Annotated in this window: 11 protein-coding genes; 8 read left to right on the top strand and 3 right to left on the bottom strand. The window is 70.9% G+C overall.

The window, feature by feature from the left end:
• Positions 1-16: 16 nt before the first annotated feature.
• Complete coding sequence (argH, locus tag GON04_RS06890; protein WP_370530039.1) at positions 17-1,462, bottom strand: argininosuccinate lyase; 1,446 nt, start codon at positions 1,460-1,462, stop codon at positions 17-19.
• A 22-nt stretch (positions 1,463-1,484) separates the two neighbouring features.
• Here argH and GON04_RS06885 point away from each other — a divergent pair, with 22 nt between their 5' ends.
• Genes GON04_RS06885 through GON04_RS06870 form a run of 4 tightly spaced genes read left to right on the top strand, consistent with a single transcriptional unit; the run spans position 1,485 to position 5,338 of the window.
• Positions 1,485-2,534: a sensor histidine kinase gene (locus tag GON04_RS06885; protein WP_157397192.1), complete on the top strand. Its 1,050-nt coding sequence runs from the start codon at positions 1,485-1,487 to the stop codon at positions 2,532-2,534.
• A 57-nt stretch (positions 2,535-2,591) separates the two neighbouring features.
• Complete coding sequence (locus tag GON04_RS06880) at positions 2,592-3,335, top strand: LytR/AlgR family response regulator transcription factor (protein ID WP_157398387.1); 744 nt, start codon at positions 2,592-2,594, stop codon at positions 3,333-3,335.
• A 39-nt stretch (positions 3,336-3,374) separates the two neighbouring features.
• Positions 3,375-4,568 (top strand): AI-2E family transporter, encoded by a 1,194-nt coding sequence (locus GON04_RS06875; protein WP_157397191.1) that lies wholly within the window; start codon positions 3,375-3,377, stop codon positions 4,566-4,568.
• A 17-nt stretch (positions 4,569-4,585) separates the two neighbouring features.
• Positions 4,586-5,338, top strand: a complete 753-nt coding sequence (locus tag GON04_RS06870; protein WP_157397190.1) for a TerC family protein — start codon at positions 4,586-4,588, stop codon at positions 5,336-5,338.
• A gap of 27 nt (positions 5,339-5,365) precedes the next feature.
• Here the strand turns inward: GON04_RS06870 and ppc are convergent, their stop codons facing one another.
• Positions 5,366-8,167 carry a phosphoenolpyruvate carboxylase gene (ppc, locus tag GON04_RS06865; RefSeq protein ID WP_157397189.1) on the bottom strand — a complete coding sequence of 934 codons (2,802 nt, stop codon included), beginning with the start codon at positions 8,165-8,167 and terminating at the stop codon, positions 5,366-5,368.
• Positions 8,168-8,254: 87 nt separating this feature from the next.
• On the opposite strand from ppc, the gene hemC reads away from it, so the two are divergent.
• From hemC to GON04_RS06845, 4 genes are read left to right on the top strand one after another with little or no spacing between them, the layout of a single operon-like run.
• Positions 8,255-9,157, top strand: a complete 903-nt coding sequence (hemC, locus tag GON04_RS06860) for a hydroxymethylbilane synthase (protein ID WP_181653927.1) — start codon at positions 8,255-8,257, stop codon at positions 9,155-9,157.
• Positions 9,158-9,165: 8 nt separating this feature from the next.
• The gene (locus GON04_RS06855) at positions 9,166-9,924 is read left to right on the top strand and encodes a uroporphyrinogen-III synthase (RefSeq protein WP_157397187.1); all 759 of its coding nucleotides are present in this window, start codon (positions 9,166-9,168) and stop codon (positions 9,922-9,924) included.
• Positions 9,921-11,009, top strand: coding sequence for a uroporphyrinogen-III C-methyltransferase (locus tag GON04_RS06850; protein WP_157397186.1), 1,089 nt, complete (start codon positions 9,921-9,923; stop codon positions 11,007-11,009). The genes GON04_RS06855 and GON04_RS06850 overlap by 4 nt, the downstream gene beginning before the upstream one ends.
• 11 nt (positions 11,010-11,020) lie before the next feature.
• Positions 11,021-12,274, top strand: coding sequence for a heme biosynthesis HemY N-terminal domain-containing protein (locus GON04_RS06845; protein ID WP_181653926.1), 1,254 nt, complete (start codon positions 11,021-11,023; stop codon positions 12,272-12,274).
• 89 nt (positions 12,275-12,363) lie between these two features.
• On the opposite strand, the gene GON04_RS06840 is transcribed toward GON04_RS06845, so the two are convergent.
• Positions 12,364-15,507, bottom strand: a complete 3,144-nt coding sequence (locus GON04_RS06840) for an Rne/Rng family ribonuclease (protein ID WP_157397185.1) — start codon at positions 15,505-15,507, stop codon at positions 12,364-12,366.
• Positions 15,508-15,707: the final 200 nt, after the last annotated feature.

Here is a 15,707-nt window from a genome sequence, read left to right as displayed (position 1 = left end):
TTGCTGCGAGGCGATATCACCCCCTCAGTCGCGCGATCTGCTCCCGCACCCTCTCCACCGCCGTCCCCCCCACCACCATCCGCGCATTCATCGACCCCTGCAGCGACAGCACGTCGTACACGTCGTTCTCGATCAGCGCGTGGAAGCCCTTAAGCGTCTCCAGCGGTAGTTCCGACAGGTCCACGCCCTTGCCCTGCGCTTCCTTCACCGCGTGCGCCACGATCTCGTGGGCGTCGCGGAAGGGAAGGCCCTTCTTCACCAGGTAGTCCGCCAGGTCGGTGGCGGTGGCGTAGCCCTTGCGGGCGGCGGCTTCCATCGGCTGCGGGTTGACGGTGATGCCGGCCATCATCTCCGCGAAGATGCGCAGCGTGTCCTTCAGCGTGTCGACCGTGTCGAACAGCGGCTCCTTGTCTTCCTGGTTGTCCTTGTTGTAGGCCAGGGGCTGGCCCTTCATCAGGGTCACCAGGCCCATGAGGTGGCCGACCACGCGGCCGGTCTTGCCGCGGGCCAGTTCGGGGACGTCGGGGTTCTTCTTCTGCGGCATGATCGACGAGCCGGTGGTGAAGCGGTCGGCGATGCGGATGAAGCCGAAGTTCTGGCTCATCCACAGGATGAGTTCTTCGGACAACCGGCTGATGTGCACCATGGCCAGCGTGGCGGCGGCGGTGAACTCGATGGCGAAGTCGCGGTCGCTCACTGCGTCGAGCGAGTTCTCGCACAGGCCTTCCATGCCCAGCGCGTTGGCCACGGCCTGGCGGTCCAACGGGTAGCTGGTGCCGGCCAGGGCGGCGGCGCCCAGGGGCAGGCGGTTCACGCGCTTGCGCACGTCGGCCATGCGCTCGCGGTCGCGGCCGAACATCTCCACGTAGGCCAGCATGTGGTGCGCGAAGCTCACGGGCTGCGCCACCTGCAGGTGGGTGAAGCCGGGCATCACCACGTCGACGTTCTTGGCGGCCAGGTCGAGCATGGCCTTCTGCAGTTCCGCCAGCAGGGTGGCGATGGCGTCGATCTCGTCGCGCAGCCACAGGCGCACGTCGGTGGCCACCTGGTCGTTGCGGCTGCGGCCGGTGTGCAGGCGCTTGCCGGCGTCGCCTACCAGCTGCGTCAGGCGCGCTTCGATGTTCAGGTGCACGTCTTCCAGGTCCAGCTTCCACTCGAAGTGGCCGGACTCGATGTCCTGCGTGATCTGCGCCATGCCGCGCTGGATGTCGGCGTGGTCCTGCTTCGAAATGATGCCCTGGGCGGCCAGCATGCCGGCGTGCGCCAGCGAGCCGCGGATGTCGGCCTGCCAGAGGCGCTTGTCGAAGCCCACGCTGGACGTGTAGCGCTTGACCAGGTCGCTCATGGGCTCGGAGAACAGCGCGGACCAGGCCTGGGACTTGTGATCGAGTTGGGACATAGGGCAGCCGGGCGGCACCCGGTCATGGTTGGACCCCGGTGGCGGGGTGGGGGAGTTCACCAATAATCGGGTTAGCCCGACCTTGATGAAAGACTCCCAAATTTTATCGGCCTTCTCCGAGCTGCCCGACGCCGGGCGGGCGGCGGCGCCCATGGCCGGGAGCCAGCGGCCGCTGGTGTTCGATGCCTGCCAGCTGGGCGTGGTGCTGCGCGCGGTGCTGTATGTGGAACTGGTGATGGCCGTCGGCGCCCTGTTCGGGACATCGGGCTGGCAGGAGTGGCTGCTGCGGCTGGCGCTCCTGAGTTTCGCGTCGCTGCCGCCCACCCTGGCCTGGCTGCTGGTGGCCTGCAGCCTCAAGCAGCTGCTGGCGCGGGTGCCGCCGGCCTTGCAGCAAGCCTTCGGCGTGGCCCTGGGCGTCCTGGCGGGGCTGGCGGCCTGCGCCGTGCTGGTTGCCAGCGGGTTGATGGCGGGCGCGCCTTGGGTCGCCGCCGGTGCCGCGGGCGGCCTGCTGGCGGGGGCGCTGGTGGCCGCCCTGGTGCTGCGCGCCAAGGGCCGGATGCCGGCCGAGACCGCGGCACGCCTGTCGGAGCTGCAGGCGCGCATCCGGCCCCATTTCCTCTTCAACACGCTGAACACGGCCATCGCCCTGGTCCGGGAAGACCCGGCCCGGGCCGAAACGGTGCTGGAGGACCTGAGCGACCTCTTCCGGCACGCATTGGCCGAACCCCGCGAGGCTGTCACACTTGACGAGGAGGTGGCTCTCGCGCGACGCTATCTGGCCATCGAGGAAGTGCGGTTCGGCGATCGGCTGAAGGTCGAATGGGACATCGATCCCCGGGCCGGCGAGGCCAAGGTGCCGCCGCTGGTGCTGCAGCCCCTGGTGGAGAACGCGGTCAAGCATGGCGTGGAGCCGAGCACCGCCGGGGCGCAGGTGAAGATCAGCACGCAGCACCGGGGTGGGGTGGTGGTGATCAAGGTGACCAACACGGTGCCGGCGGGGCAGGGGCGTCCGGGGCACGGGCTGGCACAGGACAATGTGCGCGACCGGCTGCACCTGCTGCACGACGTGCAGGTGCAGTTCCGGACGGCGCTGCGGGATGGGGTGTACCAGGTGCGCATCGAGGTACCGGCCTGAGGAAGGCCACAGGGTCGGTTCGGGGCGGGCGCAAGCCCCAACAACGTGGAGGTGCCAATGACGACGGGAAGTCTGCAGGTGCTGGTGGTCGACGACGAGTCGCTTGCGCGGGCTCGCCTGCGCACCTTGCTGTCCGATTGCGCCTCTCCCCCGGCCGTGGTGGCCGGCGAGGCCGCCAACGCCATGGAAGCCATGGAAGCGCTGCGCCGGCATCCCTACGATGCCGTGCTGCTGGACGTGCGCATGCCCGGAGCCGATGGGCTGGCGCTGGCGCAGGCGCTGCGCGGCATGGCCAACGAGCCGGCGGTGGTGTTCGTCACGGCGCATGCAGAGCACGCGGTGGCTGCCTTCGACCTGGAGGCGGTCGACTACCTCACCAAGCCCGTGCGGCTCGAGCGGTTGCAGGTCGCGCTGCAGAAGGTCGGGCGGCTGGTGGCGGCCCGGCGGGGGAATGGGGAGGCCGTCGAGACGCTGGTCATCCAGGATCGTGGAAGAACAGAGCGCGTTCCCTTGTCGGAGGTTCTCTATTTCAAGGCCGAATTGAAGTACATCACGGTCCGTACCTCGGCCAGAAGCTATATCCTTGATGCATCGCTCAGCGAACTCGAGGAGCGCCACGCGGCGCAGTTCCTGCGCATCCACCGCAACGCCCTCGTGGCGCGGCGCGCGGTGCGGGCCCTCGAGAAGCACGACGACCCCGAAGAGGGTGATGGCTGGGCGGTGCGGCTCAACGGCATCGAAGAGCTGCTGGCGGTATCGAGGCGGCAACTCAGCGCGGTCCGGGAGGCGCTGACACGCTAGAGGAACGGGGACTCGGGCAGGTGCGCGACAAAGGTCCCCATGAATGAAGAGCAGCAGGTAGATACAGTCCTCCGGGAGGTTCCCCCGCCCGAGCAGGTCGATCCCACGCAGGCACCCCATGTGGTGCTGCATCCCCACGGCGACCCGCGCAACATCGGCATCATCGTGCTGGCCACCCTGGCCGTGCTGGCCATCCTGAAGTGGGCCGACGCCTTCTTCATCCCGCTCATGCTCGGGTTCGTCTTCTACTACGCGCTGTCCCCCATCGTGGACGGCCTGGTCCGCCTCCGCATCCCGCGCGCGGTGGGCGCGGCCGTGCTCATCCTGGGCATCCTGGGTGGCAGCGGGGCGGCGATCTGGTCGCTGGCCGATGATGCCAACGACCTGATCAACTCGCTGCCGTCGGCCGCGCAACGGCTGCGCGACGTGGTCAACGAGAAGGTCCGCAGGAGCAGCGGGCCACTGGAGCCGATGCAGAAGGCGGCGGCCGAGCTGGCCAAGGCGGCCGAGGATGCGGGCAACAACGGTGCCAAGCCGGCGCCCGCTCCGCGCGGCGTGCAGCGCGTCATCGTGGAGAGGCCGCAGTTCGACCTGCGGGACCACCTGTGGAGCGGCACCATCGGCGTGGCCAGCTTCATCGGGCAACTGACGCTGGTGACCTTCCTCACCTACTTCCTGCTGCTGTCGGGCGACACCTTCCGGCGCAAGCTGGTCAAGATCACCGGGCCCGGGCTGTCGGAGAAGAAGGTCACGGTGCAGGCCCTGGACGAGATCAACGCCCAGATGCAGCGCTACCTGCTGGTGCAGCTGCTGGCCAGCGTGGGCGTGGGCTTCGCCACCGGTGCGGTGTTTGCCATGCTCGGGCTCAAGCACGCGGCCGTCTGGGGCGTGGCGGCCGGGGTGCTGAACCTGGTGCCGTACATCGGCTCCATCCTGGTCACGATCGGGGCGGGCATCGTCGCGTTCATCCAGGGCGGCGACATCGAGCTGCCGCTGATGGTGGTGGGCAGTTCGCTGCTCATCAACACGGTCGAGGGGAACCTGCTCGTGCCGTGGCTCACCAGCAAGGCCAGCCGCATGAACGCCGTGTCGGTCTTCATCGGCGTGCTGTTCTGGGGCTGGTTGTGGGGCGTGTGGGGGTTGCTGCTGGGCATTCCCATCATGATGGTCGTCAAGGCCATCTGCGACCGCGTCGACCACCTCAAGCCCGTCGGTGAACTGCTGGGAACCTGACTTCCGGAGGCCCGCCCATGATGGACCTGCTGACCGACCCCCAGGCCTGGATCGCGCTGTTCACCCTGACGGCGCTGGAGCTGGTGCTGGGCATCGACAACATCGTGTTCATCTCCATCCTGGTGGAGAAACTGCCGGCCGAGCAGCGCGGCACGGCACGGCGCATCGGCCTGTTCATGGCCATGTTCCTGCGGCTGGGGCTGCTGCTGGTGCTGTCCTGGATCATCGGCCTGACGCAGCCGCTGTTCACGCTGCCGCTGGTGGGCCAGGAAATCTCGGGCCGCGACCTCATCCTCATCCTGGGCGGAATGTTCCTCATCTGGAAGAGCACCGGCGAGATCCACGAGTCGCTGCAGGCCGAGGGGGCCGACGGTGAGGCGGGCACCGTGAAAGGGGCGACGTACGGCGCCGTCATCGTCCAGATCATGCTGGTCGACATGGTGTTCTCGCTCGACTCCATCATCACGGCCGTCGGCATGGTCGACGAGCTGGCGGTCATGATGGCCGCGGTGGTCACCTCGGTGGCGATGATGATGGTCTTCGCCGGCGCCATCGGGCGCTTCATCTCCGCCCATCCCACGGTGAAGATGCTGGCCCTGTCGTTCTTGGTGATGGTGGGCATGGTGCTCATCGCCGACGGCTTCGAGCACCACGTGCCCAAGGGCTACGTGTACTTCGCGATGGCGTTCTCGATCGCGGTGGAACTGCTCAACCTGCGCCTGCGCCGCCGCTTGGCACCCGCCGTGCGCCGCGAAGCAGGCCCGACCTGAGCAGTCGTCAGGCAGGCAGCCGCACGGTCAACCCGTGTTGCGCAGGCCGGCGGCGATGCCGTTGATGGAGATGTGGATGCCCGTGCGCACGCGGTCGTCGGACTGTCCGGCCCGGTAGCGGCGCACCAGTTCCACCTGGAGGTGGTGCAGCGGGTCGATGTAGGGGAACCGGTGCCGGATCGAGCGTTGCAGCGCCGGGTTGCCGGCCAGCCGGTGCTTCTCGCCGGTGATCAGCTGCAGGGCGTCGGCGGTGCGTTGCCACTCGGCCTCGATCAGGCCGAAGATGCGCTTGCGCAGCCGCGTGTCGGTCACCAGGCCCGCATAGCGCGAGGCCAGGGCCAGGTCGCCCTTGGCCAGCACCATGTCCATGTTGGACAGCAGCGCCTGGAAGAACGGCCACTGGCGGTGCATGCGTTGCAGCAGGGCGAGCGATTCCTTGCGCGACCGCGCCGGGTCGGCCAGGAAGGCCTCCACGGCGGCCCCGAACCCGTACCACCCGTTCAGCGTCAGCCGGCACTGGCCCCAGCTGAAGCTCCAGGGGATGGCGCGCAGGTCTTCGATGCGCTGGCTCGACTTGCGCGAGGCCGGGCGCGAACCGATGTTCAGCTCGGCGATCTCGCGGATCGGGGTGGCGCCGAAGAAGTAGTCGGTGAAGCCGGGCGTCTCGTACACCAGTGCGCGGTAGGCGCGCATGCTGGCCTGCGACAGGGCTTCGGCCGCCTCGAGGAAGGACTTGGGCGCCGGCTTGGTCGGCTGCAGCAGCGTCGCCTCGAGCGTGGCGGCCACCAGCGTCTCGAGGTTGCGCCGGCCGATCTCCGGGTTGGCGTACTTGGAGCCGATCACCTCGCCCTGCTCGGTCAGGCGGATCTGGCCGCGCACCGTGCCCGGGGGCTGGGCCAGGATGGCCTGGTAGCTCGGGCCGCCGCCGCGGCCCACGGTGCCGCCGCGGCCATGGAACATGCGCAGCCGGATGCGCAGGGGCAGCTCGTCGAACAGCTCCACCAGCGCGATCTCGGCCTGGTACAGCTCCCAGTTGCTGGTGAAGATGCCGCCGTCCTTGTTGCTGTCGCTGTACCCCAGCATGACGTCCTGCTCGGCGCCCGAGCGCTGCACCAGGCGGGCGATGCCGGGCAGCGCGTAGAAGTCGCGCATGATCGGCGCCGCGTTGCGCAGGTCCTCGATGGTCTCGAACAGCGGCACGACGATGAGGTCGGCCACGGCGCCATCGTCGGTGGTTCCGCGCAGCAGGCCGACCTCCTTCTGCAGCAGCAGCACCTCGAGCAGGTCGCTCACCGTTTCGGTGTGGCTGATGATGTAGTGGCGGATCGCCTCGCGGCCGAACTGCGCACGCATGCGCAGCGCCGTCTCGAAGATGGCCAGTTCCTTGCGCGTGTGCTCGGAGTAGGGCGCGCCGATCACCCGCAGCGGCCGCGCGTCGGCCAGCAGGCGCATCAGCAGCTCGCGCCGGGCTTGTTCCGGCAGCCGGGCGTAGTTGGCTTCGACGCGGGCGGTGGACAGCAGTTCGGCGACCACGGCCTCGTGCTGGTCGGAGCTCTGGCGCAGGTCCATCGTGGCCAGGTGGAACCCGAACACTTCCACCGCGCGGATCAGGGGCTGCAGGCGGTGCGCCACCAGGCTCCCCGAGTGGCCGGCGAGCAGCGAGGCCCGGATGGTGCACAGGTCGGCGTGGAACTCCTCCGCCGTGCGGTAGGGGTTGGCGGGCGGCAGCAGGTGGCGCGCCGCGTCGCCGCCGGTCGACTCCTTGAGCGTGGCGGCCAGCCGCGAGTACATGGCCGCGAGCGCGCGCCGGTACGGTTCGTCCTGGCGGTGCAGGTCGCGGTCCGGCGAGGCTTCGGCCAGCTTGCGCATCTCGGGCGAGACGTCCACCAGCATCGCCGAGATCGACAGTTCGCGGCCCAGGAAGTACACCTCGGTGAGGTAGAAGCGCAGCGCCACCTCGCACTGCCGCCGCAGCGCCTGGTCGAGCGTCTCGGCGCTGACGTTGGGGTTGCCGTCGCGGTCGCCGCCGATCCACATGCCCATGCGCAGGAAGCTGCTCACCGGCTGCTGGCCCAGCTCGCGCTCGAGGCCGGCGTACAGCTTGGGGATCTCGCGCAGGAAGGTCGCCTCGTAATACGACAGCGCGTTCTCGATCTCGTCGGTGACCGTGAGGCGGGAAAAGCGCAGCAGGCGCGTCTGCCACAGCTGCATGACACGGGCGCGGATCTGCGCCTCGTTGGCGGCCAGTTCGCGCGGCGCCAGTGCGTCCTTGGGCAGCGCGCGGGCGCGGATCTCGTCGCGCTCGGCCAGCAGCAGCGCGATCTCGCGCTCGGCGTCCAGGATGCTCTTGCGCTGCACCTCGGTCGGGTGCGCAGTAAGCACCGGCGAGAGGTAGCTGTCGGCCAGCGTCTGCGAGATCGTCCTCGGCGCGATGCCGGCCCAGCGCAGGCGCGACAAGGCCACTTCGATGCTGCCTTCTTGGCTGTCGCCGGCCCGCTCGTGCACCAGGCGGCGCCGGATGTGGTGGCGGTCCTCGGCCAGGTTGGCCAGGTGGCTGAAGTACGTGAAGGCGCGGATGACGCTGACCGCCTGGTCGCCACTGAGGGTCTTCAGCAGCGACTTGAGCGCCTGGTCGGCGTCGTGGTCGGCATCGCGCCGGAACGCCACCGACAGCTTGCGGATGCGTTCGACGAGTTCGTATGCATCCACGCCTTCCTGTTCCCGGATCACGTCCCCCAGGATGCGGCCGAGCAGCCGGATGTCCTCGACCAGGGGTCGTTCGTTCTCGCGGGCGCGCCGGGCCGGAGTTTCCGGGGTGGCTGCTGGCATCGGGGAGTCCTCCGGGAATCTGCTTAATTGTTAGGCAAGGCGGATGCTAGCATCGGCCCACTTCAGTTCCGCCAGCAGGTCCGCAGCGTGAGTTCCATCGTCATCGCCACCCGTGAAAGCCGTCTCGCCCTCTGGCAGGCCGAGCATGTGAAAGCGCTGCTCGGCAGCCGGGGCCACGACGTCTCGCTGCTGGGCATGACCACGCGCGGCGACCAGATCCTCGACCGCAGCCTCAGCAAGGTGGGCGGCAAGGGGCTGTTCGTCAAGGAACTGGAAGTCGCACTCGAGGAAGGCCGGGCCGACCTCGCCGTCCACTCCCTCAAGGACGTGCCCATGGACCTGCCGCAGGGCTTCGCGCTGGCCTGCGTCATGCCACGCGAGGACCCGCGCGATGCCCTGGTGTCGCCCCGCTACGACTCGCTGGACGCCCTGCCGCAGGGCGCGGTGGTCGGAACTTCCAGCCTGCGCCGGGTGGTACTGCTGCGGGCGCTGCGCCCGGACCTGCGCATCGAGCCCCTGCGCGGCAACCTCGACACCCGCCTGCGCAAGCTCGACGAGGGGCAGTACGACGCCATCGTGCTGGCAGCCGCCGGGCTGAAGCGCCTGGGCCTGGCCGATCGCATCCGCCGCGTGTTCGAGCCGTCGCAGATGCTGCCGGCGGCCGGTCAAGGGGCGCTGGGCATCGAGATCCGCACCGACCGGGCGGACCTGGCGCAGGCGCTCGCGCCGCTGGCCGACCACGCGACCTGGCTGGCCGTGTCCGCCGAACGGGCGGTGAGCCGCGCGCTGGGGGGCAGTTGCTCGATGCCGCTGGCGGCCTACGCCACCCTGCAGGGCGAGGAGCTCCGCCTGGACGGAGCCTGGGGCGACCCGGACGGCGCCACGGCACTAGTGCGGGCCCAGGCCAGGGGCCGGGTGACGACACTGAACGACGCCGCGGCTCTGGGCACGGAAGTCGCGGAGCGCCTGCGCGCAGGCGGCGCCCACTGACCGCCGCCATGCGGGTGGTCCTGACGCGGCCCGCCCACGAGGCGCACCGCTGGCGTGAGGCGCTGACGGCGCGCGGGTTCCAGGTGCAGTTGCTGCCACTGATCGCCATCGAGCCGCTGCCGACTTCGCCGCAGATCGATGCCGCGCGGCAGGCGCTGGCCCGGTGTGGCGCGGCGATGTTCGTCAGTGCCAATGCCGTGCAGCACTTCCTCGGGGCGGAGGTCCGCTGGCCGGCGACGACCCGGGCCTGGGCCACCGGGGCCGGCACGGCGTCGGCCCTGCAGGCGGCCGGCGTGCCGGTGGACCTGATCGACCGGCCCGCAGCCGATGCTCATCAGTTCGACAGCGAAACGCTCTGGGTCCAAGTGGCGGGGCAGGTCGGGCCGGGGTCGCGGGTGCTGATCGTCCGTGGCGCCGGCGCGGATGGGCAGCCCGGCGGGCGAGACTGGCTGGCGCGCCGCCTTTCCGACGAGGGCGCCATCGTCGAGATCGTCGCTGCCTACCGGCGCGTGCTCCCGTCCTGGACCGATCACGAGCGTGCGGTCGCCCAGGGTGCGGCGCACGACGGCTCGGTCTGGGTGTTCAGCAGCTCGGAAGCCATCGGCAACCTGCGCGCCCTGCTTCCCTCCACCTCCTGGGCGTCGGCCCGGGCCGTCGCCACCCACGAGCGCATCGCGCAGGCGGCGCGCGAGGCCGGATTCGGCGTCGTGAGTCCCTCGCGTCCGACCGAGGATGCCGTGGCTGCTGTCCTAGAATCGTTTCGATGAGTGCCGAGTCCGTCCGTGCCACCGACAACGCGTTGCCCGGTCCGGCACTGGAGCCCATCGCCACCCCCGCGTCGGACGTGCCGCCACCTGCCACCACGACCCGCGTCCCCTCCACCCGCGCGTTCTGGGCGGTCGCCATCGTGGCGCTGCTCGCCCTCGGCGCCAGCGGGCTGCTCTGGCAGAAGCTCTCGACCATCCAGGAGCAGCTGGCGCGCCAGAGCGCGGATGCCGGCAGCCACGCGGTGGAAGCGCGGGCCCTGGCCCGCGAGGCGCAGGAGCTGGCGCGCGACGTCTCCGCGCGGCAGGCGGTCACCGACACCCGCGTGAGCGAAGTGGCGCTGCAGCGCGCGCAGCTCGAGGAGCTCATGCAGAGCCTGTCGCGCTCGCGCGACGAGAACCTGGTGGTCGACATCGAGAGCGCCTTGCGGCTCGCGCAGCAGCAGGCCCAGCTGACGCTCAGCGCCGAGCCGCTGCTGGCCGCCCTGCGCACCGCCGACCAGCGCCTGGCCCGCGGCGCCGAGCCGCGGCTGACACGCGTGCGCGCCGCCATCGCACGCGACATCGAACGCATCCGCACGGCGGCGGTGGCCGACGTGCCCGGCGTGCTGCTGCGCCTGGACGACCTGGCGCGCCAGGTCGATGAACTGCCGCTGCTCAATGCCGTGGGGCCGGCGGCCGCCCGCGCCACGCAGCAGGCCGAGCCGGCGCCGGTGCGCGCCGCGCCCTGGTGGCAGCAGTGGATCGGGGTGCTGCGCGACGAGGCCCGCGCCCTGGTGCGCGTGAGCCGCATCGACCAGCCGGAGGCCGTGCTGGTCGCGCCGGAGCAGGGCTTCTTCCTGCGCGAGAACCTCAAGCTGCGGCTGATGAATGCCCGGCTGGCCCTGCTGGCGCGGCAGACGGATGCCGCCCGGGCCGACCTGGGCACGGCCTCCGCCGCGCTCACCCGGTACTTCGACCCCGCCTCGCGCCGCACCCAGGCGGCTGCCGCGTCGCTGCAGCAGATGCAGTCGCAGCTGCGCGCGGTGGACCTGCCGCGGGTCGACGAGACACTCGCCGCGCTGGCCACGGCCGGCGCCGGCCGCTAGGGACGGCACCGGTGCGGGCTGCCCTCTGGCTCCTGGTGCTGTTCGCCATCGCGGTGGCGATCGCGCTGTTCGCCGGCAACAACCAGGGCACCGTCACGGTGTTCTGGCCGCCGTACCGGGTCGACCTCTCGCTGAACCTGGTGCTGCTGCTGCTGCTGGCCGCGTTCCTGTTCCTGCACGCCGCCCTGCGCGCGCTCGCGGCCCTGTTCGACCTGCCGCGCCAGGCGCTGCGCTGGCGCAACCAGCAGAAGGAGCGCAGCATGCATGCGCTGTTGCTGGACGCCCTGTCGCACCTGCTCGCCGGTCGCTTCATCCGCGCGCGCAAGTCGGCCGAGGCCGCGCTGGTGCAGGAGACCTCGCTCGCGGCGGCGGGGGCGGGCCCGGGCAATGGCCCGCAACTGCGCACCCTGGCCCACCTGCTGGCCGCCGAGAGCGCGCAGTCGCTGCAGGATCGCTCCGGCCGCGAGGAGCACCTCAAGCGGGCGCTCGAACAGAGCGGCGCCCGCGATGCGCAGGAGACGCACGAGGGCGCCCTGATGCGCGCGGCGCGCTGGTCGCTGGACGATCGCGACCCGCAGGCCGCCATGGGCTGGCTCGACGAGCTGCCCAGCGGCGCCGGCCGCCGCACCATCGCCCTGCGCATGAAGCTCAAGGCGGCACGGCTGGCCCGGCGCACCGGCGACGCCCTGGAAACGGCGCGCCTGCTGGCCAAGCACCGCGCCTTTTCGCCCGATGCCGCTGCCAGCCTGGTGCGCGGCCTGGCCATCGACCTGCTGAACGCGGCCCACGAGCCGGCGCAGCTGCAGCGGGCCTGGGCGGAGCTCGAGCCGGCCGAACGCTCGATGCCGGAACTGGCCATCCACGCCGCTCGGCGGCTGGTGCTGCTGGGTGGCGACACGCACCTGGCGCGCGACTGGCTGCTGCCCGTCTGGGAAAAGCAGCATGAGCTCGGCGACAGCCTGAAGGTCAAGCTGGTCGAGGCGCTGGAACTCGGACTGGACTCGATCGACGGTGCCTGGCTGGCCCGCATCGAGGCGGCCCAGCGCGCCAACCCGCGCGACGCCACGCTGCAGTACCTGGCCGGCATGGCGTGCATGCGCCGCCAGCTGTGGGGCAAGGCCCACCAGCTGCTGCGCCAGGCCCTGCTGGCCCTGCAGGATGCCCGCCTGCACCGCAATGCCGCCCGCGCGCTGGCAGAACTGGCCGAGGAGCGGGGCGACGAGGATGCGGCAGCCGTGGCCTGGAAGCAGGCCGCGCAGGACTGAGCGCGCGGCGGCGAAGGGCAGGGCGCGACGCTGCTCGCACCAACGAAAAAGGGGCCTCGCGGCCCCTTTTTGTTTGGCTGCTGCCGTGCTTACTGCAGCGGCGCCGACGGCGGTTGCTGCTCGAACGGCAGCTTCATGTCGGACAGGTCGCGGCGGGTTTCCACCAGCACCAGCGGACCTTCGTCGATCACGACGACGGGCGGGCGCTCACGCGGCACGTGGATCGGCTTCGGCTCGGCAGCGATGGCGGCCCGGACGGCCGCGATCTTGTCCGCGTCGGAGTTGACCCACTGCAGGCCCGAACTGGCCGCCACTTGCGCCAGCTGGTCGATCGGCAGCTGGAACGGCGTGACCTTCGGCAGCCCCTTGGCGGTCGGCGCTTCGACCGGCGCCTGCGCCGGCGCCGCAGCCTGCACGGCGATCGGGGCCACGGCCGGCTGCGCGGGGGCGGCCGGTTGCGGGGCGGCGGCCGGCACCTGCTCGGCTGCCGGCGCGGCGCCTTCGTCGCTCACGAAGCCGGTGGCGTAGCGCGGACGGCGTTCGCCCTGCTCGGCAGCGTCCGCACCCGTGGCGGGCGCGGCGTCGGTCGGCTCCATGCCTTCGGCAGCGGGGGCGTCCTCGCGGCCCGGCCGGTCGCGGCGGTCGCGGCCGTAGCGGTCGCGGGAGCGGCGCGGTTCGCGGCGCTCTTCCCCGTTCAGGCCCGCACCCGCGTCGCCTTCCGGCTGCGCGGCGGCACCGGCGGCGAGGGCGAAGGCGTTGTCCTGGCCTTCGACCACGGCACCTTCGCTCAGTGCCTGCGGCGCGCCTTCGCGCGGACGGCGCTCGCCGCGTTCACGGCGGCCTTCGCCGCGCTCACCACGTTCACCGCGCTCACCGCGCGGCGCACGTTCGCCACGCGGCTGGGCGTCCAGCTCGGCAGGCTGCTCGGCGCCATCCACGGCGGGGCGCTGCTCGTCGGGACGGCGCTCGTCGCGGCGCTCGCGCGGTGGCCGGTCGCCACGTGCCTCGCGCGGCTCCCTCGGCTCGCGGGGCTCCCGCGGTTCGCGCGGCTCCCGCATCTCCCGGCCTTCCCTCGGCTCGCGGGCCTCCCGTGCTTCTCGGGACTCGCGGCCCTCACGCGCTTCGCGCGGTTCGCGATCACCGCGCTCGCCACGCGGTTCGCGGTTCTCGGCCCGCTCGCCACGCGGCTGGCGCTCGCGGCGGCCTTCCTCACCGATGCGCGGCGGCTGGCCTTCCACGCCTTCGGCGGCGGCCCGCTCGCGGCGCGGCTCGCCCTCGCGGCGGCCTTCGCCACCTCGGCCTTCGCCACCGCGACCGCGGCCACGGCCACCACGGCGGCCGTCGCGCTCGCCGCGCTCACCGCGTTCGCCACGGCCTTCGCGGCCTTCACGCCGCTCGCCCTCGGGCTTGGCGACCACTGCCGGCGCTGCTGCCACAGGCGGGGTGGCCGGCGCGGCAGCGGGAGCGAACAGGCTCTTGAACCAGGCGAAGAAGCTGGGCTCGGCCGCAGGCGCTGCGGTCGGGGCCGGCGAGCGGGCGGGCGCACGGTGCGCGGCCGCAGCCGGGGCGGCGGCAGGCGGCGCGGCCTCGACCGGCTTGCGCTCCGGACGCGGCTCGGCGATGGGCGCCGGCACGTCGGGCAGCACGCCCTTGATGATCGGGTCCTGCTTGTTGGAACGCTCCTGCGAACGGCGCGTGACCTCGGTCTTCTCCTCGACGTCCTCGGCCATGTGGTAGCTGGCCTTCAGGTTGTCCAGGCGCGGGTCGTCGTGCTTGAGCCGCTCCAGCTTGTAGTGCGGCGTCTCCAGCGACTTGTTGGGCACCATGATCACGGCGATGCGCTGCTTGAGCTCGATCTTGGCGATCTCGGTGCGCTTCTCGTTGAGCAGGAACGACGCGACTTCCACCGGCACCTGGCAGTGCACGGCGGCGGTGCTGTCCTTCATGGACTCTTCCTGGATGATCCTCAGGATCTGCAGGGCCGAGCTTTCCGTGTCGCGGATGTGGCCGTGGCCGCCGCAGCGCGGGCAGGGGATGGACGCCCCTTCGGACAGGGCCGGGCGCAGCCGCTGGCGGCTCATCTCCATCAGGCCGAACTTGCTGATGGTGCCGAACTGGACGCGGGCGCGGTCCTGGCGGAGCGCATCGCGCAGGCGGTTCTCGACCTCCCGGCGGTTCTTGCTCTCCTCCATGTCGATGAAGTCGATGACGATCAGGCCGCCGAGGTCGCGCAGTCGCATCTGGCGCGCCACCTCGTCGGCGGCCTCCAGGTTGGTGCGGGTGGCCGTCTCCTCGATGTCGCCGCCCTTGATGGCGCGCGCCGAGTTGACGTCGATGGACACCAGGGCTTCGGTGTGGTCGATGACGATCACGCCGCCGGAGGGCAGCTTCACCTCACGGGCGTAGGCCGACTCGATCTGGTGCTCGATCTGGAAGCGCGAGAACAGCGGGGCGTCGTCGCGGTAGCGCTTCACCCGGGCGGCATGCTCGGGCATGACGTGCGCCATGAACTGCTGCGCCTGGTCGTAGATCTCGTCGGTGTCGATCAGGATGTCACCGATGTCGTTGTTGAAGTAGTCGCGGATGCAGCGGATGACCAGCGACGACTCCTGGTAGATCAGGAAGGCGCCCTTGCCGCCCTTGGCGGCCCCGTCGATGGCATTCCAGAGCTTGAGCAGGTAGTTCAGGTCCCACTGCAGTTCGGGCGCGGTGCGGCCGATGCCGGCGGTGCGGGCGATGATGGACATCCCGTTGGGGTACTCCAGCTGGTCCATCGCCTCCTTGAGCTCGGCCCGGTCGTCGCCCTCGATGCGCCGGCTGACGCCGCCGCCGCGCGGGTTGTTGGGCATCAGCACGACGTAGCGGCCAGCTAGAGAAATGAACGTGGTGAGGGCCGCGCCCTTGTTGCCGCGCTCTTCCTTCTCGACCTGGACCAGCAGCTCCTGGCCTTCCCGGATCGCTTCGTTGATGCGGGCCTGGGAGGCCGACACGCCGGGGGCGAAGTACTGCTTGGAGATTTCCTTGAACGGCAGGAAGCCGTGGCGATCCTCGCCGTAGTCGACGAAGCAGGCCTCCAGCGACGGCTCGACGCGCGTGACGACGGCCTTGTAGATGTTGCCCTTGCGCTGTTCGCGCCCTTCGATCTCGATTTCGTAGTCGAGGAGCTTTTGCCCGTCGACGATGGCCAGCCGGCGCTCTTCGGCCTGCGTGGCATTGATCAGCATCCGCTTCATTGCGTCACCTTCTTGTTCTCACACATCACGACCCGACGGTGCGGGTCCACGATGCCGTGCAGACGCGGACGAAAACGAAGCGGAACGGCCGGGGCGGCGCGTGCTGGATCAGCCGGAGGCTAGATCAGCAGGCGTAGCGGCGGCGCGTGGACGAGGGCGAGGCGCAGGGCGGGGTGCGGGGCGGCAGCTGGGGCTGCCAC

Source organism: Ramlibacter pinisoli (genome assembly GCF_009758015.1).
GTDB classification, from domain to species: Bacteria; Pseudomonadota; Gammaproteobacteria; order Burkholderiales; family Burkholderiaceae_C; genus Ramlibacter; species Ramlibacter pinisoli.
This window is presented reverse-complemented; position numbering and strand designations above follow the sequence as displayed.

Bases quoted from the DNA above. Each gene is read 5' to 3' on its own strand.
- GON04_RS06875 (WP_157397191.1), top strand. From the start codon at position 3,375: ATGAATGAAGAGCAGCAGGTAGATACAGTCCTCCGGGAGGTTCCCCCG.
- GON04_RS06870 (WP_157397190.1), top strand. From the start codon at position 4,586: ATGATGGACCTGCTGACCGACCCCCAGGCCTGGATCGCGCTGTTCACC.
- GON04_RS06880 (WP_157398387.1), top strand. From the start codon at position 2,592: ATGACGACGGGAAGTCTGCAGGTGCTGGTGGTCGACGACGAGTCGCTT.
- ppc (WP_157397189.1), bottom strand. From the start codon at position 8,167: ATGCCAGCAGCCACCCCGGAAACTCCGGCCCGGCGCGCCCGCGAGAAC.
- GON04_RS06885 (WP_157397192.1), top strand. From the start codon at position 1,485: ATGAAAGACTCCCAAATTTTATCGGCCTTCTCCGAGCTGCCCGACGCC.
- GON04_RS06855 (WP_157397187.1), top strand. From the start codon at position 9,166: ATGCGGGTGGTCCTGACGCGGCCCGCCCACGAGGCGCACCGCTGGCGT.
- GON04_RS06850 (WP_157397186.1), top strand. From the start codon at position 9,921: ATGAGTGCCGAGTCCGTCCGTGCCACCGACAACGCGTTGCCCGGTCCG.
- GON04_RS06840 (WP_157397185.1), bottom strand. From the start codon at position 15,507: ATGAAGCGGATGCTGATCAATGCCACGCAGGCCGAAGAGCGCCGGCTG.